22 protein-coding genes are annotated in these 26,338 nt (G+C 71.9%); 16 read left to right on the forward strand and 6 right to left on the reverse strand.

The window, feature by feature from the left end; translation table 11 throughout:
* The first annotated feature begins 35 nt into the window (after positions 1-35).
* Genes ACN6LM_RS10995 through nudC form a run of 3 tightly spaced genes read left to right on the forward strand, consistent with a single transcriptional unit; the run spans position 36 to position 5,708 of the window.
* Entirely contained in the window at positions 36-3,311 is a 3,276-nt protein-coding gene (locus ACN6LM_RS10995) for a UvrD-helicase domain-containing protein (protein WP_445065144.1), read from the forward strand.
* 10 nt (positions 3,312-3,321) lie between these two features.
* Positions 3,322-4,716 carry a dipeptidase gene (locus ACN6LM_RS11000; protein WP_445065145.1) on the forward strand — a complete coding sequence of 465 codons (1,395 nt, stop codon included), beginning with the start codon at positions 3,322-3,324 and terminating at the stop codon, positions 4,714-4,716.
* Between the two features lie 44 nt (positions 4,717-4,760).
* Positions 4,761-5,708, forward strand: coding sequence for an NAD(+) diphosphatase (gene nudC, locus ACN6LM_RS11005; RefSeq protein ID WP_445065146.1), 948 nt, complete (start codon positions 4,761-4,763; stop codon positions 5,706-5,708).
* A gap of 65 nt (positions 5,709-5,773) precedes the next feature.
* Here the strand turns inward: nudC and ACN6LM_RS11010 are convergent, their stop codons facing one another.
* Positions 5,774-6,031 carry a glutaredoxin family protein gene (locus ACN6LM_RS11010; RefSeq protein ID WP_164398441.1) on the reverse strand — a complete coding sequence of 86 codons (258 nt, stop codon included), beginning with the start codon at positions 6,029-6,031 and terminating at the stop codon, positions 5,774-5,776.
* Between the two features lie 269 nt (positions 6,032-6,300).
* On the opposite strand from ACN6LM_RS11010, the gene ACN6LM_RS11015 reads away from it, so the two are divergent.
* From ACN6LM_RS11015 to ACN6LM_RS11030, 4 genes are all read left to right on the forward strand, one after another.
* Positions 6,301-8,550, forward strand: coding sequence for an ATP-dependent DNA helicase UvrD2 (locus ACN6LM_RS11015; protein ID WP_445065147.1), 2,250 nt, complete (start codon positions 6,301-6,303; stop codon positions 8,548-8,550).
* A gap of 164 nt (positions 8,551-8,714) precedes the next feature.
* Positions 8,715-9,053 (forward strand): hypothetical protein, encoded by a 339-nt coding sequence (locus ACN6LM_RS11020; RefSeq protein ID WP_445065148.1) that lies wholly within the window; start codon positions 8,715-8,717, stop codon positions 9,051-9,053.
* Between the two features lie 173 nt (positions 9,054-9,226).
* Positions 9,227-9,595 (forward strand): WhiB family transcriptional regulator, encoded by a 369-nt coding sequence (locus ACN6LM_RS11025; protein ID WP_018105532.1) that lies wholly within the window; start codon positions 9,227-9,229, stop codon positions 9,593-9,595.
* Between the two features lie 29 nt (positions 9,596-9,624).
* A complete protein-coding gene (locus ACN6LM_RS11030) occupies positions 9,625-9,954 on the forward strand; it encodes a hypothetical protein (protein ID WP_164402168.1) in 330 nt (109 codons plus the stop codon).
* Between the two features lie 281 nt (positions 9,955-10,235).
* On the opposite strand, the gene ACN6LM_RS11035 is transcribed toward ACN6LM_RS11030, so the two are convergent.
* On the reverse strand, positions 10,236-11,864 hold the full coding sequence (locus ACN6LM_RS11035) for an ABC1 kinase family protein (protein WP_445065149.1): 1,629 nt from the start codon (positions 11,862-11,864) through the stop codon (positions 10,236-10,238).
* Between the two features lie 41 nt (positions 11,865-11,905).
* Positions 11,906-13,054 carry a ThiF family adenylyltransferase gene (locus tag ACN6LM_RS11040; protein ID WP_445065150.1) on the reverse strand — a complete coding sequence of 383 codons (1,149 nt, stop codon included), beginning with the start codon at positions 13,052-13,054 and terminating at the stop codon, positions 11,906-11,908.
* 253 nt (positions 13,055-13,307) lie between these two features.
* On the opposite strand from ACN6LM_RS11040, the gene ACN6LM_RS11045 reads away from it, so the two are divergent.
* From ACN6LM_RS11045 to ACN6LM_RS11060, 4 genes are all read left to right on the forward strand, one after another.
* Positions 13,308-13,886, forward strand: coding sequence for a M48 metallopeptidase family protein (locus ACN6LM_RS11045; protein ID WP_445065185.1), 579 nt, complete (start codon positions 13,308-13,310; stop codon positions 13,884-13,886).
* Positions 13,887-14,017: 131 nt separating this feature from the next.
* The gene (locus ACN6LM_RS11050) at positions 14,018-15,673 is read left to right on the forward strand and encodes a TerD family protein (RefSeq protein ID WP_445065151.1); all 1,656 of its coding nucleotides are present in this window, start codon (positions 14,018-14,020) and stop codon (positions 15,671-15,673) included.
* Between the two features lie 11 nt (positions 15,674-15,684).
* Positions 15,685-16,365, forward strand: coding sequence for an AIM24 family protein (locus ACN6LM_RS11055; protein WP_018105538.1), 681 nt, complete (start codon positions 15,685-15,687; stop codon positions 16,363-16,365).
* A 19-nt stretch (positions 16,366-16,384) separates the two neighbouring features.
* The gene (locus ACN6LM_RS11060; RefSeq protein WP_445065152.1) at positions 16,385-17,140 is read left to right on the forward strand and encodes an AIM24 family protein; all 756 of its coding nucleotides are present in this window, start codon (positions 16,385-16,387) and stop codon (positions 17,138-17,140) included.
* 71 nt (positions 17,141-17,211) lie between these two features.
* On the opposite strand, the gene ACN6LM_RS11065 is transcribed toward ACN6LM_RS11060, so the two are convergent.
* Both ACN6LM_RS11065 and ACN6LM_RS11070 read right to left on the reverse strand, forming a co-directional pair.
* Complete coding sequence (locus ACN6LM_RS11065) at positions 17,212-17,760, reverse strand: NUDIX hydrolase (protein ID WP_445065153.1); 549 nt, start codon at positions 17,758-17,760, stop codon at positions 17,212-17,214.
* Positions 17,757-19,205, reverse strand: coding sequence for a zinc-dependent metalloprotease (locus ACN6LM_RS11070; RefSeq protein ID WP_445065154.1), 1,449 nt, complete (start codon positions 19,203-19,205; stop codon positions 17,757-17,759). The genes ACN6LM_RS11065 and ACN6LM_RS11070 overlap by 4 nt, the downstream gene beginning before the upstream one ends.
* Before the next feature lie 189 nt (positions 19,206-19,394).
* Here ACN6LM_RS11070 and ACN6LM_RS11075 point away from each other — a divergent pair, with 189 nt between their 5' ends.
* The 4 genes from ACN6LM_RS11075 (at position 19,395) to ACN6LM_RS11090 (ending at position 22,587) form a co-directional block, all read left to right on the forward strand.
* Entirely contained in the window at positions 19,395-20,537 is a 1,143-nt protein-coding gene (locus ACN6LM_RS11075; protein WP_445065155.1) for an SDR family oxidoreductase, read from the forward strand.
* Between the two features lie 90 nt (positions 20,538-20,627).
* Complete coding sequence (locus tag ACN6LM_RS11080; protein WP_445065156.1) at positions 20,628-21,089, forward strand: molybdenum cofactor biosynthesis protein MoaE; 462 nt, start codon at positions 20,628-20,630, stop codon at positions 21,087-21,089.
* A 127-nt stretch (positions 21,090-21,216) separates the two neighbouring features.
* Positions 21,217-21,405: a hypothetical protein gene (locus tag ACN6LM_RS11085; protein ID WP_445065157.1), complete on the forward strand. Its 189-nt coding sequence runs from the start codon at positions 21,217-21,219 to the stop codon at positions 21,403-21,405.
* 93 nt (positions 21,406-21,498) lie between these two features.
* On the forward strand, positions 21,499-22,587 hold the full coding sequence (locus ACN6LM_RS11090) for a YlbL family protein (protein ID WP_445065158.1): 1,089 nt from the start codon (positions 21,499-21,501) through the stop codon (positions 22,585-22,587).
* A 28-nt stretch (positions 22,588-22,615) separates the two neighbouring features.
* Here ACN6LM_RS11090 and ACN6LM_RS11095 read toward each other — a convergent pair whose 3' ends face one another.
* Positions 22,616-23,185, reverse strand: a complete 570-nt coding sequence (locus tag ACN6LM_RS11095) for a PPA1309 family protein (RefSeq protein WP_445065159.1) — start codon at positions 23,183-23,185, stop codon at positions 22,616-22,618.
* A gap of 128 nt (positions 23,186-23,313) precedes the next feature.
* On the opposite strand from ACN6LM_RS11095, the gene ACN6LM_RS11100 reads away from it, so the two are divergent.
* Positions 23,314-26,301 carry a UPF0182 family membrane protein gene (locus ACN6LM_RS11100; protein WP_445065186.1) on the forward strand — a complete coding sequence of 996 codons (2,988 nt, stop codon included), beginning with the start codon at positions 23,314-23,316 and terminating at the stop codon, positions 26,299-26,301.
* The last annotated feature ends 37 nt before the right edge of the window (positions 26,302-26,338 follow it).

A 26,338-nucleotide genomic window follows, 5' to 3' on the forward strand; every position in this document is an offset into this window, starting at 1 on the left:
ACCGCTTGTCGGTGGCGCCGGTTAGCCTCTGTGGAGTGTCCCCGCGCCTCACCGATCCCGAGCAGCTCAAGGAGCTGCTGGGCATCCCCTTCACCCCGGAGCAGACGGCCTGCATCACCGCGCCGCCCGCCCCGCAGGTGATCGTGGCCGGAGCCGGGTCGGGCAAGACCACGGTGATGGCCGCCCGCGTGGTCTGGCTGGTCGGCACCGGCCAGGTCGCCCCCGAGCAGGTCCTCGGGCTCACCTTCACCAACAAGGCGGCCGGTGAGCTCGCCGAGCGCGTACGCAAGGCACTCGTCGCCGCGGGCATCACCGATCCGGACGTGATCGACCCGGACAACCCCCCGGGCGAACCCGGCATCTCCACCTACCACGCCTTCGCGGGGCGGCTGCTGACCGAGCACGGACTGCGCATCGGACTCGAACCGGGCACCCGCCTCCTCGCCGACGCCACCCGCTACCAGCTCGCCGCCCGCGTGCTGCGCGAGGCCCCCGGCCCCTACCCCGCCCTGACCAGGTCCTTCCCCACCCTGGTCAGTGACCTGCTGGCCCTCGACGCCGAGCTGGCCGAACACCTCGTACGCCCCGAACAGCTCGACGCGTACGACACCGAACTGCTGAGCGCGCTGGAGACCGCGAAGCTCAGCAACGAAGAGCTCCGCAGGATCCCCGCGACCGCCGAGGCCCGCCGCGAACTGCTCGCGCTGACCCGGCGCTACCGCGACGCGAAGCGGAGCCGCGACCTCCTCGACTTCGGCGACCAGATCGCCCTCTCCGCCGAGCTGGCCCTCACCCGCCCCGAGGTCGGCGCGATCCTCCGCGACGAATACCGGGTCGTCCTGCTCGACGAATACCAGGACACCTCCGTCGCCCAGCGCCTCCTGCTCTCCGCGCTCTTCGGCAGCGGCCCCGGCACCGGTGAGCCGACCGGGCACGCCGTCACCGCCGTCGGCGACCCCTGCCAGGCCATCTACGGCTGGCGCGGCGCCTCCGTCGCCAACCTGGACGACTTCCCGGACCACTTCCCGCACGCCGACGGCACCCCCGCCACCCGCTACGCCCTCAGCGAGAACCGCCGCAGCGGCGGGCGCCTCCTCCACCTCGCCAACGGGCTCGCCGCGCCCCTGCGCGCCATGCACGAGGGCGTCGAGGCGCTGCGCCCCGCCCCCGGCGCCGAGCGCGACGGCCTCGTCCGCTGCGCCCTGCTGCCCACGCACACCGAGGAGATCGCCTGGCTCGCGGACTCGATCGCCCACCTCGTGCGCACCGGCAAGGCGCCCGGCGAGATCGCCGTCCTGTGCCGCACCGCCGGTGACTTCCCGGAGATCCAGGCCGCGCTGGTCGCCCGCGACATCCCGGTCGAGGTCGTCGGCCTCTCCGGGCTGCTCCACCTCCCCGAGGTCGCGGACCTCGTGGCCGTCTGCGAAGTCCTCCAGGACCCGGGCGCCAACGCCTCCCTCGTCCGCCTCCTCACCGGCCCCCGCTGGCGGATCGGCCCCCGCGACCTGGCCCTGCTCGGCCGCCGGGCCCGCCTCCTGGTGCACCGCGCCGCCCACGGCGACGACGACCACGACCCCGACCGCAGGCTCGCCGAAGCCGTCGAGGGGATCGACCCGGCCGAGGTGATCTCCCTCGCCGACGCCCTCGACACCTTCCTGGACGCGGGCGGCGAGGAGGACGACCGGCTGCCGTTCTCCGCCGAGGCCCGCGTCCGCTTCGCCCGCCTCGCCGCCGAACTGCGCGACCTGCGCCGCTCGCTCGCCGATCCCCTGATGGACGTCCTGCACCGCGTCCTCGCCACCACCGGCCTGGAGGTCGAGCTCTCCGCCTCCCCGCAGGCCCTGGCCGCCCGCCGCCGCGAGACCCTGGGCAACTTCCTCGACGTCGCCGCCCGCTTCGCCGCCGTCGACGGCGAGGCCACGCTCCTCGCCTTCCTCGGCTTCCTGCGCACCGCCGTCCAGTACGAGAAGGGCCTGGACAACGCGCTGCCCGGCGGCGAGAACACCGTCAAGGTCCTCACCGCCCACAAGTCCAAGGGCCTGGAGTGGGACGTCGTCGCCGTGCCCGGACTGGTCACCGGCCAGTTCCCCAGCGGCCAGTCGCGGGACGCCTGGACCTCCCAGGCCAAGGTCCTCCCACACGCCCTGCGCGGTGACACCGCCACCCTGCCCGCCCTCCGCGGCTACGACGCCAAGGGCCTCAAGGGCTTCAAGGAGGAGATGAAGGAGCACCAGCACACGGAGGAGCTGCGCCTCGGCTACGTCACCTTCACGCGCCCCCGCACGCTGCTGCTCGGCTCCGGCCACTGGTGGGGCCCCACCCAGAAGAAGCCGCGCGGCCCGTCCCCCTTCCTGCACGCGCTGTACGAGCACTGCGCCGCCGGGTACGGCGAGATCGAGGTGTGGGCCGACGCCCCGGCGGAGACCGACGAGAACCCGGCCCTGCCCGAGGCGTCCGCCGACCACGCCTGGCCGCTCCCGCTGGACGACACCGCCCTGGCCCGCCGCAGGGCCGCCGCCGGCACCGTGATGGAGCTGCTGTCCCGGCCGGAGCCCCCGGACGTCCCGGCCGACGCGCCGGACGTCCCGGCCCCCCGCACACCCGCCCGCCTCACCCCCGAGGAGACGCGCACCCTCGCCTCCTGGGACCGGGACCTCGACGCGCTGGCCGGGGAGCTGCGCCGGGCCCGCGCCACCGTGCGCGACGTCCTCGTCCCCGCCTCGCTCTCCGCCACCCAGCTGCTGCGCCTCGCCGACGACCCGGACGCCTTCGCCCGGGAGCTGGCCCGGCCCATGCCCCGCCCGCCGCAGCCCGCCGCCCGCCGGGGCACCCGCTTCCACGCCTGGGTGGAGTCCCGGTTCGAGGAGCTGCCGCTGCCCATGCTCGGCCCCGACGAACTGCCCGGCGGCGACGACGGCGACACCGACATCGCCGACGAGCGCGACCTCGCCGACCTGAAGGAAGCCTTCGAGCGCACCCCGTACGCCCGCCGCACCCCGTACCGGGTGGAGACGCCGTTCCAGATCACCCTGGCCGGCCGGATCATCCGGGGCCGTATCGACGCCGTGTACCGCACGGGGGACACGTACGAGATCGTGGACTGGAAGACCGGCCGCACCCACACCGCCGACCCGCTCCAGCTCGCCGTCTACCGGCTGGCCTGGGCCGAGCTGCACGGACTGCCGCTCACCGACGTCACGGCCACCTTCCTCTTCGTCCGCAGCGGCGAGGCCGTCCGCCCGGCCTCGCTGCCGGGCCGCCGGGAGCTGGAGCGCATCCTCCTGGACGAGCCACCTCCGGCGGACGGATAGGCTGAAGGCCATGAGCGACACCCCGGACAGCGCCGTCCGCACGTACACCGAGCAGCACCGCGCGGCCTTCCTCGACGATCTCGCCGAGTGGCTGCGCATCCCCTCCGTGTCCGCTCAGCCGGAGCACGGGGGCGACGTACGGCGCAGCGCCGAGTGGCTGTCGGCCAAGCTGAAGGAGACCGGATTCCCGGTCACCGAGGTCTGGGAGACCGACGGCGCACCCGCCGTCTTCGCCGAGTGGCCCTCCGACGACCCGGCGGCGCCCACGGTCCTGGTGTACGGACACCACGACGTCCAGCCCGCCGCCCGCGAGGACGGCTGGAGCAGCGAGCCGTTCGAGCCGGTGATCCGCGACGGCCGGATGTACGGACGCGGCGCGGCCGACGACAAGGGGCAGGTGTTCTTCCACACCCTCGGCGTCCGGGCCCACCTCGCCGCCACCGGCCGCACCACCCCCGCCGTGCACCTCAAGCTGATCGTGGAGGGCGAGGAGGAGTCCGGCTCCCCGCACTTCCGCGACCTGGTCGAGCGCCGTGCCGGCCGCCTCGCCGCCGACGCGGTGATCGTCTCGGACACCGGCATGTGGAACGAGACCACGCCGACCGTGTGCACCGGGATGCGCGGCCTCGCCGAGTGCGAGATCGAGTTCCACGGACCCGGGCAGGACATCCACTCCGGCTCCTTCGGCGGCGCCGTCCCCAACCCGGCCACCGAGATCGCCCGCCTCGTCGCCGCCCTGCACGACGCGGACGGGAAGGTCGCGGTCCCCGGCTTCTACGACGGCGTGGCCGAGCTCACCGCCACCGAACGCGCGCTCTTCGCCGAGCTGCCCTTCGACGAGGCCGACTGGCTGCACACCGCCAAGTCCCGGGCCGCCTCCGGAGAGGCCGGGTATTCGACGCTGGAGCGGATCTGGGCCCGCCCGACCGCCGAGGTCAACGGCATCGGCGGCGGCTACCAGGGCGCCGGCAGCAAGACGATCATCCCCGCGTCAGCGCGCGTGAAGATCAGCTTCCGGCTGGTGGCGGGCCAGGACCCGGACCACATCGAGAAGGCCGTACGGACCTGGGCCGAGGCCCGTGTCCCGGCCGGGATCAGCCACCGGATCACCTTCCTTCCCGCCACCCGGCCCTGCCTGACGCCCCTGGACCACCCGGCGCTCCAGGCCGTGGCCCGCGCCATGGGCCGGGCGTTCGGCCAGAAGGTCCTCTTCACCCGCGAAGGGGGATCGGGGCCCGCCGCCGACCTCCAGGACGTGCTCGGCGCGCCGGTCCTCTTCCTCGGCATCTCCGTACCGTCCGACGGCTGGCACGCCCCCGACGAGAAGGTCGAGCTGGACCTTCTGTTCAAGGGAGTCGAGACCGCCGCCCATCTCTGGAGCGACCTGGCGGCCGCCCTCCGCTGAATTCTCTGAACGCCCGATCCATCCCGGGGGAGTAGGAAGCACCTGTGAGCACCTTCGACAACGCCACCGCAGACCGGCCCATCGGTCTGACCGCGCCGAGCGGCATCGACCGCGCGGCGCACCACCGCCTCGACGAGGCGTGGCTGTCCGCCGCGTGGAGCCACCCGACGACCCGGGTCTTCGTCGTCTCCGGGGGCCAGGTGCTGATCGACGACACCGACGACGGCACCGAACTCGTGATGACGCCCGCCTTCGAGGCCCCCGTCACCGAGACCCACCGCTACTTCCTCGGCACCGACGCGGACGGGGTCAGCTACTTCGCCCTCCAGAAGGACACCCTGCCGGGCCGCATGGACCAGTCGGCCCGCCCGGCGGGACTGCGCGAGGCGGGCCTGCTGCTCGGCCCGCGCGACGCCGCCCTGATGGTGCACGCGGTGGCCCTGGAGAACTGGCAGCGGCTGCACCGCTTCTGCTCCCGGTGCGGCGAGCGCACGGTGATCGCGGCGGCCGGCCACATCCGCCGCTGCCCGGCGTGCGGCGCCGAGCACTACCCGCGCACCGACCCGGCGGTCATCATGCTCGTCACCGACGACCAGGACCGGGCCCTGCTCGGCCGCCAGGTGCACTGGCCCGAGGGGCGCTTCTCCACACTCGCCGGGTTCGTGGAGCCGGGCGAGTCGATCGAGCAGTCCGTGGCCCGCGAGGTCTTCGAGGAGGCCGGCATCACGGTCGGCGAGGTCGAGTACGTCGCCAGCCAGCCCTGGCCGTTCCCGTCCAGCCTGATGCTGGGCTTCATGGCGCGCGCCTCGACGTTCGACATCAACGTGGACGGCGAGGAGATCGAGGAGGCGCGCTGGTTCTCCCGCGAGGAGCTGACCACCGCCTTCGAGTCGGGCGAGATCCTGCCCCCGTTCGGCATCTCGATCGCCGCACGGCTGATCGAGCTCTGGTACGGCAAGCCGCTCCCGAAGCCGGTGCGCGCGGGCGCCTGAACGGGCCGGACACGACACCGCCCCCACCGGTGCGTCGACCGGAGGGGGCGGTGTGCCCGGGTGGGTCAGGCCCCGAGGGCCTGCTTCACCTGAGCCAGGCTCGGGTTCGTCATCACGACGTCCGTGCCGCCGTTCTCGGGAACCACCAGCACGGTCGGGACCGTCTGGTTTCCGCCATTCGCCTTCTCGACGAAGGCGGCCGACTCCGGGTCCTGCTCGATGTTGATCTCGGTGTAGGCGATGCCCTCGCGGTCCATCTGCCCCTTCAGCCGACGGCAGTAGCCGCACCAGGTGGTGCTGTACATCGTCACAGTGCCCGGCATGTCTTCGCGCTCCTCTGTCTCTTCGGTCCCGGCAAATCCCGTCACGCCCGGACGGCCACCCACGCGTCTGGTACGTCACACGGGACCGGGGCGTGCGTTGCCGCACGCCAGGTGAACGTATGCGACCCGGCCGCCATTCCCGCCCCCGGGGCCCTGGCGAGGACGGCGCGCGGGACCGCCCCGGGGCCGTTCCCGCATTAGTACGACGGATACCTCACCCCTGTGGACAACCACCGCACCCGCCCCGGCCGACCTGGCAGCATGGCGGGGTGACATCAGCAACGCACTCCACCCTCTTCCCCCGGGTCCCGGACACCGCGGACGCCGTCCTCGACGGGCTCGACCCCGAGCAGCGCGAGGTGGCCACGGCCCTGCGGGGCCCGGTGTGCGTGCTGGCCGGAGCCGGCACGGGCAAGACGCGGGCCATCACGCACCGCATCGCCTACGGGGTGCGCGCGGGGATACTCCAGCCGGCGAGCGTCCTGGCCGTCACGTTCACCAACCGGGCGGCCGGCGAGATGCGCGGCCGGCTGCGCCAGCTGGGCGCGGGCGGGGTGCAGGCACGGACCTTCCACTCCGCGGCCCTGCGCCAGCTCCAGTACTTCTGGCCGAAAGCAGTCGGTGGAGAGCTGCCCCGGCTCCTTGAGCGCAAGGTCCAGCTGGTGGCCGAGGCGGCGGCCCGCAGCGGCCTGCGGCTCGACCGGAACGAGTTGCGCGACGTCACGAGCGAGATCGAGTGGGCCAAGGTCACCCAGACCGTCCCCGCCGACTATCCGGCGGTGGTCGCCAAGTCCCAGCGCGACGCCCCGCGCGACCCCGCGGAGATCGCCAAGGTCTACGAGACCTACGAGGAGCTGAAGCGCGAGCGCACGGTGATCGACTTCGAGGACGTGCTGCTCCTCACCGTCGGCATCCTCCAGGACCGGCACGACATCGCCGCCCACGTCCGCCGCCAGTACCAGCACTTCGTCGTGGACGAGTACCAGGACGTGAGCCCGCTCCAGCAGCGCCTGCTCGACCTGTGGCTCGGCGACCGGGACAGCCTCTGCGTCGTGGGCGACGCCGGCCAGACGATCTACTCGTTCACCGGGGCCACCCCGGACCACCTGCTCAACTTCCGCACCCGCCACCCCGGCGCGACCGTCGTCAAGCTGGTCCGCGACTACCGCTCCACCCCGCAGGTGGTCCACCTGGCCAACGGGCTGCTCGCCCAGGCCACCGGACGGGCCGCCGAGCACCGCCTCGACCTGGTCTCGCAGCGGGAGCGCGGCCCCGAGCCCGCCTACGTGGAGTACGCGGACGAGCCCGCCGAGGCCGAGGGCACCGCCCGCCGCATCCGCGACCTGATCGCGGCGGGCGTCCCGGCCGGTGAGATCGCGGTGCTCTACCGGGTCAACGCGCAGTCCGAGGTCTACGAGCAGGCCCTCGCGGACGCGGGCGTGCCCTACCAGCTCCGGGGCGCCGAGCGGTTCTTCGAACGCGCGGAGGTCCGCGAGGCCGGTGTGGCCCTGCGCGGCGCGGCCCGTGCGGGGGGCAACGATTCCCTCCTGGACGACGCGGACGACCTGCCCGCCGAGGTGCGCGCGGTGCTCTCCACCAAGGGCTGGCGCAGCGAGCCGCCCGCCGGGTCCGGGGCGGCGCGCGACCGCTGGGAGTCCCTGGCCGCCCTCGTCAGGCTCGCCGAGGACTTCGAGCGGGCCCATCCGGGGGCGACGCTCTCCGACCTGGTCGCCGAGCTGGACGAGCGGGCCGCCGCCCAGCACGCGCCCACGGTCCAGGGCGTCACGCTGGCCTCGCTGCACTCGGCGAAGGGCCTGGAGTGGGACGCGGTGTTCCTGGTCGGGCTGACCGAGGGCATGATGCCGATCACCTACGCCAAGACGGCGGAACAGATCGAGGAGGAGCGCCGGCTGCTGTACGTCGGCGTCACCCGGGCCCGCTTCCATCTCGCCCTGTCCTGGTCGCTGTCCCGGTCGCCCGGTGGCCGGCCCGGCCGCCGGCCGACCCGCTTCCTGAACGGCCTCCGCCCCGGTTCCACGGGCCCCGGCGGCCGGAGCGCGTCCGCGGCCGGCCCGGGCGGCATCTGGGCCGGTGACGGCGGCCGGAACGGCGGGGGCGGCGCGGCCGGCCCCGACGGCGGGGCGCGGGCGGCGGCTGTCAGGCGGAAGCCCCGGACGCCGGCCCGGTGCCGGGTCTGCGGCAAGACCCTGACGGACGCCGGCGAGATGAAGCTGATGCGCTGCGACGACTGCCCGTCCGACATGGACGAGGCGCTGTACGAGCGGCTGCACGACTGGCGGGCGTCCCGGGCGCGGGAGATCGGCCAGCCCGCCTACTGCGTGTTCACCGACCGGACGCTGATGGCCATCGCGGAGGCGGTGCCCGGCGGCGAGGGCGAACTGGCCGGTATCCCCGGGGTCGGCGCGCGGAAGCTGGGCCGCTTCGGAGCCGCTGTTCTGGACATCTGCGCAGGTGGAGACGGGCGCGAGGGTGATGCGGAGGCCGCCGGGGAGATGTGAGAAAAACTCGTCGGAAAAATAGTTTGCGCCCGCCCCAGTCATCACCATAGGTTCTTAACCACGGAAACAGCGGCTTCTCTGAAGCCCTGGATCCGTGCTGTACTTATCCGAATACGCAGGACCGGCCCGCCGGTCCCCCGAGACGCCGAGAGGAGGCGATTGAAGTGATCAGCATCATCGAGACCAACAAAATGACCGATCTCTCGGTCGTCTCCGCCTGCTCGCTCGGCCTTCTCGCCCGTGCCCCGAAGTCCTCCCTGCGCGCCACCGGTGTGTCCGGCGTCTCCGCCGTCATTCCGATGTCCCTGGCCGGCCTTCCCGTGCGGGAGCGCAATGAGCGACCGACCCAGGCACCGGCAGCAGCAGTAGCGAAGGGACAGGCCCCGGCCTATGCCTTTGCGGCCGTCGGTGCGGGAGCGGAAGCCGGCGTCACCGAGCAGACGAAGCACCACCAGACGATGTGGGCCTTCCGTGGGCCTGAACCCTGGAGTGATCCAGCCTGATCCAGCATCAGGCCGGCGCCTTCAGGGCCGCGGAACCCCACTCGGGATCCGCGGCCCTTTTGTTTTGCCTCAACGGGCGGGACAACGAGAAGGGGCCTCGGAACAAGCAGGACCTGGTACCAGCCGCCCCCCGGCCAACAGGCCGGAAACGACCAGACGAGGACACCACCACCGTGCAACTCGAAGCGCACGCCCCGTCCGTACCGCCTTCCGACACGATCTCCCCGCCCGGCCTCACGGAGGACTCCACCTTGACCCCCCTCACCGCGCTCACCGCGCTCGACGACGCCATCGAGAACCTCGGTGTACCCGTCCCCTGCCGCGCCTACGACCCGGAGGTCTTCTTCGCGGAGTCGCCGGCCGACGTCGAGTACGCCAAGTCCCTCTGCCGCACCTGTCCGCTGGTCGAGGCGTGCCTCGCCGGCGCCAAGGAGCGCCGCGAGCCGTGGGGTGTCTGGGGTGGCGAGCTCTTCATCCAGGGCGTCGTCGTCGCCCGGAAGCGGCCGCGTGGCCGCCCGCGCAAGAACCCGGTCGCAGCGTGACCACCGTGGGGTTCCCGGCCCCCAAGCCCATGAAGCGCATCGGAACCATCGACCGTCCCCTGACCCACGACCCCCGAAACCAGGCTCCAATGACCATCCCCACCCCCACTGCCGAGCCCGCCGGCTCCGCGACCCCAGACGTCACCATCATCGGCGCGAACGACTCGCGTCAGAACAGGACCCGCGAGATGCAACTCATCCCAGAAGCCCTGGCTCGTGCGCATATGCACGACCGCCTGCGCGAAGCCGACGTGGAGCGTCAGGCCGTGCGCCTGATCTCCGCCCGGCGGATGCAGCGCCGTGCGGAGCGCGCCTCGATGCGCGCCCGCCGCGCGCTGGCCATGGCCGTCATGCACTGAGCCACCCCGGCCGGCCACGGAGGTCCCGCCCGGACGCAGCCGCTCTCTGCGCCCGGCGGACCGCGCCTCCCAGCGCCACCCGCGCAGCAGCACCCCACCCCGGGGCCGATCCGTCCGACCGACGGACCGGCCCCGGGGGCGTTTCGGAGGCCGTCGGCGCGATGCGGGGCGGGGCCCGGTCCGCCCCGGGCGCCCGGCCCGGTTCGGCCCGGGCGAGGTCCGGTTCGCCCGGCCTGGGCGGGCGGGGTCCGGTTCGCCCGGCCCTGACCGCCCCGTCCCGGCTAGCCGGCGTCCACCGTCTCGGCGGACCTCGGCGCCGGCGGCACATGCTCCGGGCCCTGGCCGCCCGTGCCCTGGCCCTGGCCCTCAGAGTCCAGGACCTCCACGTCCTCCTGGCCTTCCTGGTCCTCCCGGTCGTCCGCCGCGTCGACCTGGCCCTCGGCGTCCTCCAGGTCGTCCGCCGCGTCGGCTTGGCCCTCGGCGTCCTCCTGGTCCGCCGCGTCGACCTGGCCCTCCGCGTCGACCTGGTCCTCCGCGTCCTCAGGCGCCAGGAACCCCGGCAGCCAGGACTCGAGTTCGTCGCGGAGCCGGACCGTGGCGCCGAGCTGGCACAGCACGCCGATCGTGCTCAGCGTCACCCGGTGTATCAGCAAGTAGGACGGCGGCAGGTTCAACTGCTTGCCCAACTGGTGGGCCGGGGAGCGCGGGTCCGCTATGCGGGCCGCCTGATGACGCATCCAGCTCCGGCTGAACGTGAACTCCTCCACCTCGGCCGGCTCGATGATCGGCAGCAGGTAGTCCAGCACCGCGTCAGGCTCCAGGTCGATCGAGTCCTTGACGAACCCCTCCGCCCGCAGCATCTCGTAGACCGCGTCCGCGTCGCCCCCGAGCGTCAGCCGCAACGCGTCCCCGATGGTCTGCGGCAAGCCGCCCGGCAGCCGGTCCACCGTCCCGAAGTCCAGCACCCCCAGCCGCCATCGGGCCGCGTCCGCACCCTCGTCGCTCTCCTCGCCTGACGCGCCGGCCCCCGGTTCCGGGGGCAGCAGCCGGAAGTTGCCGGGGTGTGGGTCGGCGTGGAGCAGCCCGGTGCGTGCGGGGCCCGAGAAGAGGAACCTCGCGAGCAGCTGGCCGGCCCGGTCGCGCTGTCCGGCCGTGCCGTCGGCGATCACATCGGCCAGCGGGACACCGTCCATCCACTCGGTGACCAGCACCTGCGCCGACTGGTGGACCACCTCGGGGACCACGACGTCGGGATCCTCCGCGAACTCCTCTGCGTGCGCCCGCTGGGACCGCGCCTCCTGCTCGTAGTCCAGCTCTTCCGAAACCCGGTCACGCATCTCCGTGATCAGCGGCTTGATGTCCATGCCCGGCACCAGTGGGCCCAGCAGCCGTGCGAACCGGCTGAGCTGCGTCAGATCCGAGAGCAGCGCCTCGCCCGCGCCCGGGTACTGCACCTTCACGGCCACGTCCCGGCCGTCGTGCCACACCGCCCGGTGCACCTGGCCGATCGACGCCGCGGCCGACGGCTTGTCGTCGAAGGTCAGGAACAGCTCCCGCCAGTCCTCGCCGAGCCGCTCCGCCAGGACCGCGTGCACCGTGCCGCTCGGCATGGGCGGGGCGGCCTCCTGGAGTTTGGTGAGCGCCGCGCGGTAGGGCCCCGCGACCTCCTCGGGCAGCGCGGACTCGAAGACGGACAGGGCCTGGCCGAGTTTCATCGCCCCGCCCTTCAGCTCCCCGAGGACCTTGAAGAGCTGGTCGGCGGTGCGCTGCTGCACCTCACGGGCCACCAGCTCAGCCGACTTTCCGCCGATGCGCTTGCCCAGCCCCCAGGTGGCTCGGCCGGCGAAACCCAACGGCAGCGCGGCCAGCTTGGCGGTACGGGTGACCGCCTTCCGGGGAAGATCAGACATATGCCCCTCCAATTCCCAGACTGCCGCGCTGCGGGCGGCGGTTACCCGGCCATTGTGTCGTGCGCCGTGCCGGCTCCGGAGGCGCGGACCCCCTCAGTGTGACCGGCGGCGCCACAGGAACAGTCGAGGTGCGCCCCGATCCGTTCCGACCTCCAGTCCAACAGCGGCAGCGCCGCCTCCCGCCGCGCACCGGTACTCATGGGCAACTCGCCGTCGAGAAAGGCCAGCGCATGCGCCGCCGCGAGCCCCGCCACCGCCGTCGCCAGGGCCAGGTCGCACGCCTGCGCGGCACCGCGCCGCCCGGACTGCCACTGCGCCAGCATGCGCGGCCATTGCGGGTCCCGGTCCCGCCGGTGCGACTGGAGGCAGCCGGCGCAGGCCGTGCCGCCGGGCAGGACCAGGGGTCCGACGAACCCGGTCGCCTCCATCACCCCCGCGTACAGATGCGGTGTGCCCGAGGAGATCCACGGCTCGGCGGTGCCCGGATCGGGGACGTACGCCGACAGTCCGTCGCGCGGCGCGACCACGATCAGCGACAGCCCCGGCTCGTGCCCGGCGGGACCGCAGCCCGCCGCCCCGGAGGACCGGGGCCCCGCGGCGGGGGCGGAGCGCCGGACCAGCTGCCGGGCCGCCATGTCCCTGCGCTCCCCGACGGAGGAGGCGGGCAGCCCGCCCGGGGACACGTCACCCGGCTCCGTACACCCGCCGTCCAGGACCTCCACCCGGCCGACCCCCGCTCCGGAGAGCACAGCCGCGACGGCCGCGCCGACCCTGCCCGCGCCCCGGACCTGCACGCGCATCGAGCGGCGGGCCGCGAGTCGGCGCATCCCGCCGCCGGGTTCGGGATGCACGACGGAGAGCGAGGCCAGGTCGGGCCGGTGACGCTCCAGGACGTCGGACCTGGTCCGCAGCGCTTCCGCCGCCGGACCGCCCGCCCGCACATCGTCCACGAGTCCGGCGTCCACCAGCCGGGTCACCAGCGTGTCCACATGACGCTCGCTCAAGTCCATCGCCCTGGCCTGTTCACGGAGCAGCGGCATGCCTCTGGTGCCGTCGAGCAGTTCCATGAAACAGCCCGTCGCGATATCCATCGGGCCGACCTTCACCGCGTGTGCGGGTGTCACTCCGAATTGCACGGTGTCCCTGCCCCGCCAAGCGCGGCGCAGGGCGGGCTTCAACATCGGATGCACGGCTTCCCCCGGTCTGTGTGTCTGTGACTCCGCTGTGCGTGACTCTGCTGTGCGTGTTCCTTTGCCAGAATGCAGCGGGCCGCCTAGACGTGCGAAAAGTTATCCACAGGGGCGGGTATTAGTCGTTCAAATGGTGCAAGGCGTGGAGCCGATCATGGAGAACCGTCCCGGAGGCGGGACTTCCCCCGCACACAGCGGGTAACGTCGAGCCGTGCCCGCCGACCCGTCGCCCGGCCCCGCCGGGGAGCCCGCCGTGCCCGGCGCCGGACCCCGCCGGCGCGGTGCGGACCCTGCCCGCCGTGCCTCCGCGACGAGCGCGGTCGAGGTCCGCAGAAGCGCCCGCCGCAGCAGAACGGTTTCCGCCTACCGCGAGGGCGACCGCACGATCGTGCTCATCCCCGCCCGCATGTCCGAGGCCGAGGAGCGGCGCTGGGTGGACGTGATGCTCGACCGGCTCGCCGCCCAGGAGAGCAGGCGCGTCCTCGGTGACACCGAGCTCGCCGAACGGGCGGAGCGCCTGTCGGCCCAGTACTTCGCGGGCCGGGCCAGGCCCGCCTCCGTCCGGTGGGTGACCAACCAGAACACCCGCTGGGGCTCGTGCACCCCGTCCGAGGGCAGCATCCGGCTGTCGCACCGGCTCCAGGGCATGCCGGAGTACGTCGTGGACTATGTGCTCGTCCACGAACTGGCCCACCTCCTGGTGCCCGGGCACGGCCCGCGGTTCTGGCGGCTGCTGGACGCCTACCCCCGCACCGAGCGGGCCCGCGGCTATCTGGAGGGTGTGGTGGCCGCCGACCGGCTGCCGCACCTGCCGGCCGCGCGCGGCGAGTGACAGGTGGTGGCGCCGGGTGAGCGGTGTCGGGTGTTTCTGTACCGGGTCTGTACCGGCTTCGCCCAATGCCGGAGTTTGCGGATAGCCTGACGCGACGCATTCACCTTCCGGATGGGGGACGGTCGTTACGCATGGCCAGGGAATTCCAACGCGGCCACAAGGCCAAGATCAGCGATCTCACACCGGGGACGGACCTGTACGTAGGGGTGCAGATCGCCGGCCCGGGGCTGAGCTTTGACATCAGCTGCTTCGGGCTCGATGCCAATGAACAGCTCTCCGACGACCGGTATTTCATCTTCTTCAATCAGCCGAAATCCCCCGAGGAGTCCATTCAGCTCCTCGGGGCCCAGGCCGGTGACACCGAGTCGTTCCGCGTCACCCTGGACCGCATTCCGGCGAACATCCACAAGCTGTCGTTCACCGCGACCGTGGACGGTGCCGGGCAGATGTCGCAGGTCGGCCCCGGATACATCCGGATCGTCGCGGGCGGCGAGGAAGTCGTCAGGTACGCGTTCAACGGTTCGGAGTTCAGCACCGAGCGCGCCGTCATGCTGGGCGACTTCTACCTCAAGGACGTCTGGCGCTTCGCCGCGGTCGGCCAGGGCTTCGACGGTGGCCTCGACGCGCTGCTGAAGAACTTCGGCGGCGAGGTCGCCGAGGAGGAGCCGGCCGCCGCCGCGCCGCCGCAGGGCGCGGCCCCGTCGTTCGCCCCGCCCGCCCAGGCGGACCCGGCCCCGTCCTTCGGTGCCCCGGCAGCCCCTCCGGCACCCCAGGCGCCCCAGGTCCCCCAGCCCGCGCCCGCCTTCGGAACCCCGCCGGCCCCCGCCCCCGCTCCCGCCGCGCAGCAGCAGATGCACGCCGCGCCGACGATCGCCGCCCCGCTCGCCGCCCCGCCTGGCGGCACCATGCCCCCGCCGCCCGCGCCGGCCCCGTACGGCCAGCCCGGCCAGCCGCCGCAGCAGCACTTCGGGCAGCAGCCCCACCCGCCGCAGCAGCAGTTCGGGCAGGTCCCCGGCCAGGCGCCCGCGCCCTACGGACAGCAGGCGCCGTCCCCGTACGGCCAGCAGCCTCCCGGCATGCCGCCGGGCGCACAGGGCATGCCCGGAGGCGCTCCGCAGGCGGCCGGCGCCGGTCTTCAGGCCGCGCTCCAGCCGTACAAGGAAACCGCGACCGGACAGCGCTGGACCCCGCAGAACCAGCAGCTCATGCGGGTCGACCTGACCATGGGCGGCACGGGAGTCCTCGCCCGGCAGGGCAGCATGGTCATGTACCAGGGCAAGGTCGACTTCGGCTACAAGGGCGCGGGTTTCGCCGGCCGCATGGTGGGCAACGCCACCGGCCAGGAGATGCAGCTCATGCGCTGCACCGGCCGGGGCCAGGTCTTCCTCGCCGAGGAGGGCGCCCATCTGCACTCCATCGAGCTCCAGGGCGACGGAGTCTGCGTCTCCGCCGAGAACGTGCTCGCCTTCGACGAGTCGCTCCAGTACGAGGTCCGCCGCATCGAGGGCCACGGCATCCCCGGCGGCGCCCTGTTCACCATGCAGTTCCAGGGCACCGGCACCCTCGTCGTCAAGACGCACGGCGTCCCCGTGGTCCTGCCGGTCACCCCGACCACCTTCGCCGACTGCAACGCCGTGGTGGCGTGGTCGTCCGCGTCCCAGGTGATCATCTCCAGCCAGGTCCGGCTGCGCCGCAACGCCTACCCCGGACACAGCGGCGAGACCGTGAACCTCCAGTTCCGGGGCGCGCCCGGCAACTTCATCGTCGTCCAGCCCTACGAGGTCTGAGGGAGCCCGTCATGAATCAGCAACTCGCGGGCTACGCCCCGACCCCCGTCACGGCACGGATGGAGAACCACGGCCATTCCATGCTGAAGGTCGCCATGGCGACCGGCCAGGACCTCTACGCGCGCACCGGATCGATGGTCGCGTACGAGGGCTTCATCCAGTACGAGCCCAACCCGCCCGCCGTCCGCCAGATCGCCTCGCAGTGGATCACCGGCGAGGGCGCGCCCCTCATGAAGTGCACCGGCGACGGGCTGCTCTACCTCGCCGACTACGGTGCCGACGTCGTCGTCATCAACCTCAACAACGACTCGATCTCGGTCAACGGCACCAACGTCCTCGCCTTCGACGGCCACCTCACCTGGGGCGTCGAGCGGGTCAAGGGCCTCGCCAAGTTCGCGGGCCAGGGCCTGTGGAACGTCTGCATCTCGGGGACCGGCTGGGTCGCGATCACCTCGCGCGGCACGCCGCTCGTGGTCGACTGCGGACGCGGCGAGGACGAGACGTACGTCGACCCGGACGCGCTGGTCGCCTGGTCGCCGAACCTCAAGGTGAAGGGCAAGCGCAGCTTCAAGGCCTCCTCGCTCATCGGGCGGGGCAGCGGCGAGGCGTTCCAGATGGCCTTCTCCGGCCAGGGGATCGTCGTCGTCCAGCCGAGCGAGGACAGCACCGACCGGCTGCGCGTCCGGCACTGACGGGGAGGGAGAACACACCATGCAGAGTTCGCTTTTCGGCCTCACGGAACAGCAGTCCCAGGACCGCTACACCATCCAGAACCCGCAGCTTCTGCGGGTCGCGCTGACCGGCCACGACGACGTCCTCGCCCGCAAGGGCGCCATGGTCGCCTACCAGGGGCTGATGGAGTTCGACGGCGAGTACCAGTCGAACGCCCAGCGCCGCTCCCGCGCCCACACCGGTGAGGGCCTGGACCTGATGCGCTGCTCCGGGCAGGGCACCGTCTACCTCGCCAACCTGGCGCAGTACATCCACGTCGTGGACGTCGACCACGACGGACTGACCGTGGACAGCTCCTACGTCCTGGCGCTCGACTCCTCGCTGCACACCGAGGTCATCGCGGTGGACAGCCAGTACGGCATCTCGGGCACCGGCAAGTACCAGCTCAACATCTCGGGCACCGGCAAGGTCGCCCTGATGACCTCGGGCCAGCCGCTGATGATGCAGGTCACGCCCGACAAGTACGTCAGCGCCGACGCCGACGCGATCGTCGCCTGGTCGACCTCGCTGCGGGTGCAGATGCAGGCCCAGACGCACTCCTCGGGTGTCTTCCGCCGGCGCGGGAACACCGGTGAGGGCTGGGAGCTCAGCTTCCTCGGGCAGGGCTTCGCCCTGGTCCAGCCGAGCGAGCTGATGCCGCCGCAGAACGCCCAGATCGGACAGGGCCTCGCCGCCCAGTACGGCATGGGCCAGCACGGCGCGCACGCCCAGAACCAGAACAACGCCTGGAACTGAGCCACGCACCACAACGGTAAGGGGCGGTCTCCCGGAGGCCGCCCCTTACCGTTGTCACGTCGTACGGGCGGCTACCGGCCGCCCTCCAGCGCCGCGCGCGTACGCTCCACCAGCCGGACCACCGAGGCGTCGGCGACCTCGGCCACCTCCTCGTACGCGAACCAGCGCAGGTCCAGGGACTCGGCGCTGATGCTCTCCGTCGCGCCCGCCGGCGCCACCGCCGCGTACTGCACGTCCAGGTGCCAGTGGCACGGCGCGGGGATCGGATGCCGGTCCAGGACCACCGGCCCGCCCGGCAGCAGCGTCAGCCCGCCGATCCCCGACTCCTCCGTCGCCTCCCGCAACGCGGCCGCCGCGAGCGTGGCGTCACCGGGCTCGCAGTGGCCGCCCATCTGCAGCCACATCCGCAGCTTCCGGTGCAGCGTGAGCAGCACCCGGCCGCGCTCCGGGTCCACGACCAGGGCGCTGGCCGTCAGGTGCCCGGCCCCGCAGGACTTCCACATGCCGTCCGGATGGCGCGCCAGGTGCTCCAGATACGCGTCGCGCAGCTCCTCCTGGGCGGCTCCGGCCCCCGCCCCGTAACCCTTGAGTACGAGGACGGCGTCGTCGTGCAGGCTCACTTGTCGGTGTCGTCCTTGCCGTCGGTGTCGCCCTTGTCCGTGGCGTCGTCCGGGGCGTCCGCACCCGGCGCGGGCTTCTCCGGGCCGTTCGCCGCCTCGCCGAGCATCTTGTCCAGCTCCGAGAAGTCCATCTGCTCGTGGTGGACGAAGCCGTCCGGGTCGTCCAGGTCGTGAGCGGTCGGGAGCATGTCGGGGTGCTCCCACAGCGCGTCGCGCCCCTCAAGACCGCGGGCGTCGGTCAGCGAGGCCCACAGCCGCGAGGCGTCCCGCAGCCGGCGCGGACGCAACTGGAGGCCGATGAGCGTGGCGAACGTCTGCTCGGCGGGGCCACCGGACGCACGGCGCCGGCGCATCGTCTCGCGCAGGGCGTCGGCCGAGGTCAGCCGGGACTTCGCGGCAGCGTGCACCACGGCGTCCACCCAGCCCTCGACCAGCGCGAGGGCCGTCTCCAGGCGGGCCAGGGCCGCCTTCTGCTCCGGCGTCTCCTCCGGCTGGAACATGCCCTGCTGAAGGGCCTCCTGGAGCTGCTCGGGCTGCGAGGGGTCGAACTGGCCGACCACGTCCTCCAGCTTGCTGGTGTCGACCTTGATGCCGCGCGCGTAACCCTCGACGGCGCCGAACAGGTGCGAGCGGAGCCACGGGACATGGGCGAAGAGCCGCTGGTGGGCGGCCTCGCGCAGCGCCAGGTACAGCCGCACCTCGTCCTGCGGGACCGACAGGTCCTTGCCGAACCGCTCCACGTTCAGCGGAAGGAGCGCGGCCCGGCCCGCCGGGCCCAGCGGCAGCCCGATGTCGGTCGAGCCGACCACCTCGCCCGCCAGCACGCCGACGGCCTGCCCGATCTGCTGGCCGAACATGGCCCCGCCCATCGACCGCATCATGCCGATCAGCGGGCCCGCCATCGCCTGCATCTCCTCGGGCAGCACGTCACCCATGGCGAGGCCCACCCGCTCGGCGACCGGGTCCACCAGCTGCTGCCAGGCCGGGAGCGTCGCCTCGACCCACTCCGCGCGGCTCCACGCCACACTGGAGATGGCACCGGACGGCATCGACGTCACGCCGTCCAGCCAGAGGTCGGCCAGGCGCAGCGCCTCGTCGACCGCCGAGCGCTCGGCGGGGCCCACGCTGGCGTCCTTGGAGCCGTCCGGCGTGCCCTGCGACACCGTCTGCCGGGCGATCTGCTTGGCCATGTCCCAGTTGACGGGCCCGCCCTCGTAGCTCAGCATCTGGCCGAGCTGCTGGAAGGCCGCGCCCAGGTCGTTCGGGTTCATCGAGCCGAACATGGCGGCGAAGGGGTTGTCACCGCCCGCGCCGGGGCCGAAGCCGAACGGGTTCGCCGGACCGCCCGAACCCTGCCCACCTCCGGTGGGGTCGTTCTTCTTGCCCTGGTCGCCGTCGTCCGGCTCCTCCGGCGGAAGGCCGAATCCGAATGGGGTGTCACTCACGGGTTTCCTCGGCTCGTAGGGCCGCCGGGGGAACCGGCGGCGACTGCCCGACATCACCATCCAGCGTAGACACCAAGTCCGCTCAGGGCCTCAGTGCTCCGCCCGGTCCGGCCCTGCGGCAGGATGGACGCCACCTGGTACGTACGTGTCACGCGGGTACGTACTGAAGACAACCGCTGGAGACGCCCGGTGAGTTCCCCAGATCCGCAGGTTCGCGCAGCGCGAAACCTGGCCGACCCGTCACCCGAGAAGAAATCCGCCCCCGGCCGGCCCGGAGGCCGCGGCCCGGTCGTGGCCGTCACCGGAGCCGCGACGGGTGTCGGTGAGCTGCTCACCGCGCGCCTCGCCGCCTCCGAGGAGATCAAGCAGGTCGTCGCCATCGACGAGCGCCGGGGCGAGGTCCCCGACGCGACCTGGCACCTTCTCGACGTCCGCGACCCCGCGATCGCCGAGAAGCTGCGCGGCGCCGACGTCGTCGTCCACCTGGCGCTCGACCTCGACCTGGAGACCGACCCCGCCGCGCGCACCGCCTACAACGTGCGGGGCACCCAGACCGTGCTGACCGCCGCCGCGGCCGCCGGCGTCCACCGCGTCGTCCTGTGCACCTCCGCGATGGTCTACGGGGCGCTGCCCGACAACGACCTCCCGCTCGCCGAGGACGCCGAGCTGCGGGCCACCGCCGAGGCCACCGGGGTCGGCGACCTGCTGGAGATCGAACGGCTCGGCCGCCGCGCCCCGCGCGCCCACCCCGGGCTGCACGTCACCGTCGTGCGCCCCGCCGTGCTCGTCGGCGGCACGGACACCGCGCTGACCCGCTACTTCGAGTCGCCCCGGCTGCTCGTGGTCGCCGGTTCCCGGCCCGCCTGGCAGTTCTGCCACGTTGAGGACCTGGTCACGGCCCTGGAGTACGCCGCCCTGGAGAAGATCGACGGCGAGTTCGCGGTCGGCTGCGACGGCTGGCTGGAACAGGAGGAGGTCGAGGAGCTGAGCGGGGTGCGCCGGATGGAGCTCCCCTCCGCCGTCGCGCTGGGCGCCGCCGCCCGGCTGCACCGGATCGGCCTCACCCCCTCGCCCGCGGGCGACCTGGCGTACACCATGCACCCCTGGGTCGTCAGCGTCAGCCGGCTGCACGACGCCGGCTGGCGCCCGGCCTGGACCAACGAGGAGGTGCTCGCCGCGCTCCTGGAAGAGGTGGAGGGACGCCACACCGTCGCCGGCCGCCGCCTCGGCCGCAAGGACGCCACCGCCGCCGGTGCCGCCGGCGCGACCGTCGCCCTCCTCGGCACCGCGGCCCTGGTGCGCCGCGCCCGCAAGGCCCGCCGCCGTATCTGAGCACCCTGTAGGAGGCTCCAAGCCGGGGCGCGCCCCGCCGGGTGAATCGGCAATTCCGTGTTGTCGGTGCGGTACGGCACGATGGGGGTCATGGCACTCACGCACGACCACCCCGGCGAGCAGACGGCGCAGGACCCGATCCGGCTGCTGGACATCCGTGACACGCCGCTGTCGGTGGACGAGGTCTTCCAGGCGGTCGGCGACGACGCCGCGGGCGGCACCACTTTCTTCGTCGGCACCGTGCGTGACCACGACGGCGGTCAGGACGTCGACGGACTCGGCTACTCGTGCCATCCCTCGGCCGCCGACGAGCTGCGCCGGGTGGCGGAGAAGGTCGTCGCCGACTTCCCGGTCCGGGCGCTGGCCGCCGTCCACCGGGTGGGTGAACTGCGGGTGGGTGACATCGCGGTCGTCGTGGCGGTCTCCTGCCCTCACCGCGCGGAGGCGTTCGCGGCCTCCCGCAAGCTCATCGACGACCTCAAGCACGAGGTGCCGATCTGGAAGCACCAGCGCTTCTCGGACGGTACGGAGGAGTGGGTCGGCGCCTGCTGAGCGCAGACCGGAACGGCGTCCATCCGCCCCGATTTGCGTAACCGCACCCCTGCCACGAGCGTTGGTTTTCCACATGGTTAATCTGCTGATCGGCCAGTCGGCCGCATCAGGGGGTAGGGAGGTCGACATGGCAGCGCTCGCCTGGTTGTTGATTCCGCTTTTCGCCGCGTTCGGCGCGGCGATATGGGGAAGCTGGGCCGCCCGCAACCGCACAACCGGTGACGTCACCGAACTCGCCGGATACGCGCGGTTCCGTGAAGCCATGGAGAAGTCCGACTCCGGTTCCGAACCGGTGGAGCAGGCCTCCAACGTCTGAGGTCGCTTCCGGGGTTTTCGACGCACCCGCCCCGAGCCCCGTACGGACCGGCCCCGGCGGTGCACGGAGAGACCCTTCCCGTACTGTCGTTCCATGCCACGCCGCACCGCGACGATGCTCGCCTCCACGCTGATCCTGATCGCGCTGCTCTGCGCAGGCGTGCTGATCAAAGTGCCGTACTCGGAGATGTCTCCCGGTCCGACGGTGAACACGCTCGGTGACGTCGAGGGCGATCCCGTTCTGCGGATCACCGGTCACAAGACGTACAAGACGTCCGGCAACCTCAACATGACGACGGTCCGCGTCACCGGCGCCGACTACAGCATGAATCTGGTCGAGGCCGTCTCCGGATGGCTGGGCCACGACAGCGTCGTCGTACCGCACGACACCCTCTACCCGGACGGCAAGACCGAGGAGCAGTCGACGCAGGAGAACGCCGAGGAGTTCAGCCAGTCCCAGGAGAGCGCCAAGGTCGCGGCCCTCAAGGAGCTGGACATCCCGGTCACCTCGTACGTCGTGGTCTCCAGCGTCGTCAAGGGCAGCCCGGCGCAGGGCAAGCTGCACGCCGGCGACATCATCGAGAACGTCGACGGCACCGCGGTCGAGAAGCCCGAGGACGTCGCGAAGCTGGTCACCAAGCGCAAGCCCGGGCAGGACGTCGTCTTCACGGTGATCCCGGCCAAGACCGCGGCGGCGGCCGAGAAGGCCGGCAAGAAGCCCGAGGGGACCGAGAAGGTGACCCTCACGACGGTGAAGGCTCCCGAGGAGGACCGCGCGATCATCGGCATCAAGGCGGGGACCGACCACACCTTCCCCTTCGACATCGACATCAAGCTCGCCGATGTGGGCGGCCCGAGCGCGGGGCTGATGTTCTCCCTGGGCATCCTCGACAAACTGACCCCGGGGCAGCTGACGGGCGGCGAGTTCATCGCCGGCACCGGCACGATCGACGACGCCGGCAAGGTCGGCCCGATCGGCGGGATCACCATGAAGCTGGTCGGCGCGCGCGGCGCGGGCGCACGCTACTTCCTGACCCCCGACGACAACTGCGAGGCCGCCGCGGCGGACACCCCCGACGGACTCACCCTGATCCGGGTCAAGACCATCGACGACGCCAGGAAGTCCCTGGACAAGCTCCGCGCGGGGGACACGGCCGGGCTGCCGAGCTGCTCGGCGGGCTGACCGCGCCCCCGCGACACAAGGCGGACGGTCAGGACTCGAAGGTGGCCGCCAGAGCCTCGGCCAGCCCCGGCACGAGACCGGCACCGGTCAGCACCTCGCTCGCCGAGTCCTTCTCGCGCAGGCGTACGGCGGACTCGCGCGCCCCGTCCCGCAGCACGGCCACGGTCATCCGCACCTCCTGCCGGTCGGGGTGCTCGGCGACCCACTTGGTCAGCCGCTTGTCGTCAAGCCCGTCCGGCACGGACGCCTCGGCGGACGGCGGAAGCATCAGGCGCTCCACCGTCATCGCGCACCCGGCGACCGCGTCGGGCCAGGCGATCGTGGCGAGGAACTCGTCCAGCGCCGTGCCCGCGGGCAGCTCCTCCTGTTCCACGGGGGTCAGCGCGGCGGTCTTCGCGCCGTCGTCGTCAAGGCCGAGCTGGGCGGCGATACCGGGCTCCTGGGCCCGCAGCCGCGCGGTGTCGACCAGGGCGAAGAGACGGGCCGGCTGGTCCCAGCCGAGGGTGGAGACGTACTCGTCGATTTCGAGCACCGCGACGGTGAGCGGGCTCGCGGCCATCGGAGGGCCTGAGGGGGAAACGTTGGACATGGGCAACATCCTGCCTCCTTCCGCCCCCGTAACGGGAACTAGGTAAAGCATCAGTAAGTTGAAGGGATGGGCTCTACGATCGCTGGGCCCGCTCCACACGACCCGCGAACTTCGAGGTGCGCACGTTGGCTTTCCAGATGCCGGACCGCGGCGGAGGCCCGACCGGGCCACGGATCAGAGTCGGCCGCCCGTCCCGGCGCGCCCGAACCCTGCTCATGACTCTGGGCGTCCTGGCGATTCTCGCCATGGCGTTCGTCATGTTCGCCGGGTTCTGGACGGACTGGCTCTGGTACAGGTCGGTCGCGTATTCGTCCGTCTTCACCACCACCCTGTGGACCAAGATCGGGCTGTTCCTCGTCTTCGGACTGCTGATGGCCCTGGCCGTCGGACTGAACATCTGGCTCGCGCACCGGCTCCGGCCGCCGCTGAGCGCGATGTCGCTGGAGCAGCAGAGCCTGGACCGCTACCGGATGGGCCTCGCCCCGTACAAGAAGTGGGTCCTGCTCGCGGTCACCGCGCTGGTCGGGCTGATCGCCGGCGCCTCCGCCTCGGGCCAGTGGCGGACCTGGCTGATGTACGTGAACGGCGTGTCGTTCGGCCAGAAGGACCCCCAGTTCCATCTGGACGTGTCGTTCTACGCCTTCGACCTGCCCTGGTACCGCTTCCTGCTGGGCTTCGGCTTCGCGGCCACCGTGCTCTCGCTGATCGCCGCCGCGCTGACCCACTACCTGTACGGCGGACTGCGGGTCACCAGCCCCGGCGCGCGGGCGACGGGTGCGGCCACCGGCCACCTGTCGGTGCTGCTCGGGGTCTTCGTCGCGCTGAAGGCCGTGGCGTACTGGCTCGACCGGTACGGCCTGGCGGTGAAGTCCAGTGACTTCAAGGCCACCGACAACTGGACGGGCCTGCGGTACGTCGACGCCAACGCGTACCTTCCGGCGAAGACGATCCTGTTCTGCATCGCCGCGATCTGCGCCGTGCTGTTCTTCGCGACGCTCTGGCGGCGCACCTGGCAGCTGCCGGTGATCGGCTTCGGCCTCATGGTCCTCTCGGCCATCCTGATCGGCGGCCTCTACCCGGCCATCGTGCAGAAGTTCCAGGTCCAGCCGAACGAGCAGGCCAAGGAAGCCCCGTTCATCCGGAAGAACATCGAGGCCACGCGCAACGCGTACGACATCGACGACGCGCAGGTCTCGGACTACACGGGCAAGTCCACCGAGGACGACGACGCCAAGCTCCGGGCGGCGGCCAACGACGCGGCCAGCTACCGGGTGATGGACCCCAACGTCGTCTCGCCGGCCTTCCAGCAGCTCCAGCAGAAGCGGAACTACTACCAGTTCCCCAAGACGCTGGACGTCGACCGCTACAAGGACGAAGCGGGCAAGGAGCAGGACACGGTCATCGGTCTGCGCGAGCTCAACATCGAGGGCATCCCCAAGCGCAACTGGATCAACGACCACTTCACCTACACCCACGGCTACGGCGCCATCGCCGCCCGCGGGACCACCACCGGTAAGAACCCGAAGGGATCTCCCGACTTCACCGAGTCCGGACTGCCGACCACCGGCGACCTGGGCACGTACAAGCAGGAGATCTACTACGGCGAGAAGACCGAGCAGTACTCCATCGTCGGCGGGCCCCAGAAGGAGCTCGACTACGAGGAGGACGGCGAGAAGACCACCAGCTACAAGGGCGACAGCGGGGTCAGTCTCTCCAACACGTTCAACCGCGCCGCGTACGCCGTGGCGTTCAGCGAGCCGCAGATCCTCTACTCGGGCGCCATCGGCGACGGTTCGCGGATCCTCTACAACCGCACGCCCAAGGAGCGCGTCGAGGCGGTGGCCCCCTGGCTCACCATCGACGGCGACGCCTACCCGGCCGTGGTGAACAAGCGCATCCAGTGGGTGGTCGACGCCTACACGACGACCAACGGCTACCCGTACGCCTCGCGCACCACGCTCGGTGACACCACGGCCGACTCGCTGACCACCAACCAGCGCGCGGTCGTCGCCCAGCAGAACCAGGTCAACTACATCCGCAACTCGGTGAAGGCCACCGTCGACGCGTACGACGGCACGGTCACGCTGTACGAGTGGGACACGCAGGACCCGGTCCTGAAGACCTGGCGCAAGGCGTTCCCGGGGACCGTGAAGCCCAAGGCGGACATCCCGCAGGAGCTGATGGACCACCTGCGCTACCCGCAGGACCTGTTCAAGGTGCAGCGCGAGCTGCTGACCCGCTACCACGTCACGAGCCCCGCCCAGTTCTACAGCGGCAGTGACGCCTGGCAGGTCCCGGACGACCCGACCAACAAGGAGTCCGGCTCCGTCCCGCCGTACTACCTGAGCATAAAGATGCCGGGTCAGACGGCTCAGAAGTTCTCGCTGACCACGACGTTCACACCGAAGGGGCGGCCCGACCTGGGGGCGTTCATGGCGGTGGACGCCGATGCGGCCAGCAAGGACTACGGCACCATAAGGCTCCTGAGAGTCACCGGTGCGGTGAAGGGCCCCGGGCAGGTGCAGAGTGAGCTCAACGGCAACGACGACGTCGCAGAGTTCGTGAGAAACCTCAAGGGCACCGACTCCGACATCGAGTACGGCAACCTGCTGACCGTGCCGCTCGAAGGGGGCTTCCTCTACATCGAGCCGGTCTACACGCGCGGTGGTACGCAGAACTACCCGCTGCTGCGCAAGGTCGCCGCCTCGTACGGCTCGAAGATCGTCTTCGAGAACAGCCTCGGCGAGGCCCTGAACGCCGTGTTCGGCGCCGAGGGTTCGGATACGAGCGAGCCACCGGGCGACACGACCGAGCCGCCGGACACCAGTCAGCCGCCGGCCACCGGAGACGCCGCGCTCAAGAAGGCGATCGCCGACGCCCAGAAGGCGTACACGGAAGGCGAGGCGGCGCTGAAGAAGCAGGACTGGGCGGCCTATGGCAAGGCGCAGACCGATCTCCAGGACGCGCTGGAGCGGGCGGCCGCGGCCCAGTCCAAGGCGGACAGTGACGGCAAGGCCGACAAGTCCGGCGACGGCAAGGCGGACGAGGCCGATAAGAACGACAAGGGCGACAAAGCGAGCCAGGCCAGCGCTTCGGACAAGGCGGGCGATGAGGGCGGGGGCTGAGTAACCCGGTAAAGCTCCACCTCCGCGTCGTGGTACG

It is taken from the genome of Streptomyces sp. SAS_281 (assembly GCF_052542855.1).

Coding starts and splice junctions, on each gene's coding strand:
- ACN6LM_RS11000 (WP_445065145.1), top strand. CDS start 3,322: ATGAGCGACACCCCGGACAGCGCCGTCCGCACGTACACCGAGCAGCAC.
- ACN6LM_RS11010 (WP_164398441.1), bottom strand. CDS start 6,031: ATGCCGGGCACTGTGACGATGTACAGCACCACCTGGTGCGGCTACTGC.
- ACN6LM_RS11030 (WP_164402168.1), top strand. CDS start 9,625: ATGAAGCGCATCGGAACCATCGACCGTCCCCTGACCCACGACCCCCGA.
- ACN6LM_RS11035 (WP_445065149.1), bottom strand. CDS start 11,864: ATGTCTGATCTTCCCCGGAAGGCGGTCACCCGTACCGCCAAGCTGGCC.
- ACN6LM_RS11050 (WP_445065151.1), top strand. CDS start 14,018: ATGGCCAGGGAATTCCAACGCGGCCACAAGGCCAAGATCAGCGATCTC.
- ACN6LM_RS11055 (WP_018105538.1), top strand. CDS start 15,685: ATGAATCAGCAACTCGCGGGCTACGCCCCGACCCCCGTCACGGCACGG.
- ACN6LM_RS11060 (WP_445065152.1), top strand. CDS start 16,385: ATGCAGAGTTCGCTTTTCGGCCTCACGGAACAGCAGTCCCAGGACCGC.
- ACN6LM_RS11080 (WP_445065156.1), top strand. CDS start 20,628: ATGGCACTCACGCACGACCACCCCGGCGAGCAGACGGCGCAGGACCCG.
- ACN6LM_RS11085 (WP_445065157.1), top strand. CDS start 21,217: ATGGCAGCGCTCGCCTGGTTGTTGATTCCGCTTTTCGCCGCGTTCGGC.
- ACN6LM_RS11090 (WP_445065158.1), top strand. CDS start 21,499: ATGCCACGCCGCACCGCGACGATGCTCGCCTCCACGCTGATCCTGATC.
- ACN6LM_RS11095 (WP_445065159.1), bottom strand. CDS start 23,185: ATGTTGCCCATGTCCAACGTTTCCCCCTCAGGCCCTCCGATGGCCGCG.
- ACN6LM_RS11100 (WP_445065186.1), top strand. CDS start 23,314: ATGCCGGACCGCGGCGGAGGCCCGACCGGGCCACGGATCAGAGTCGGC.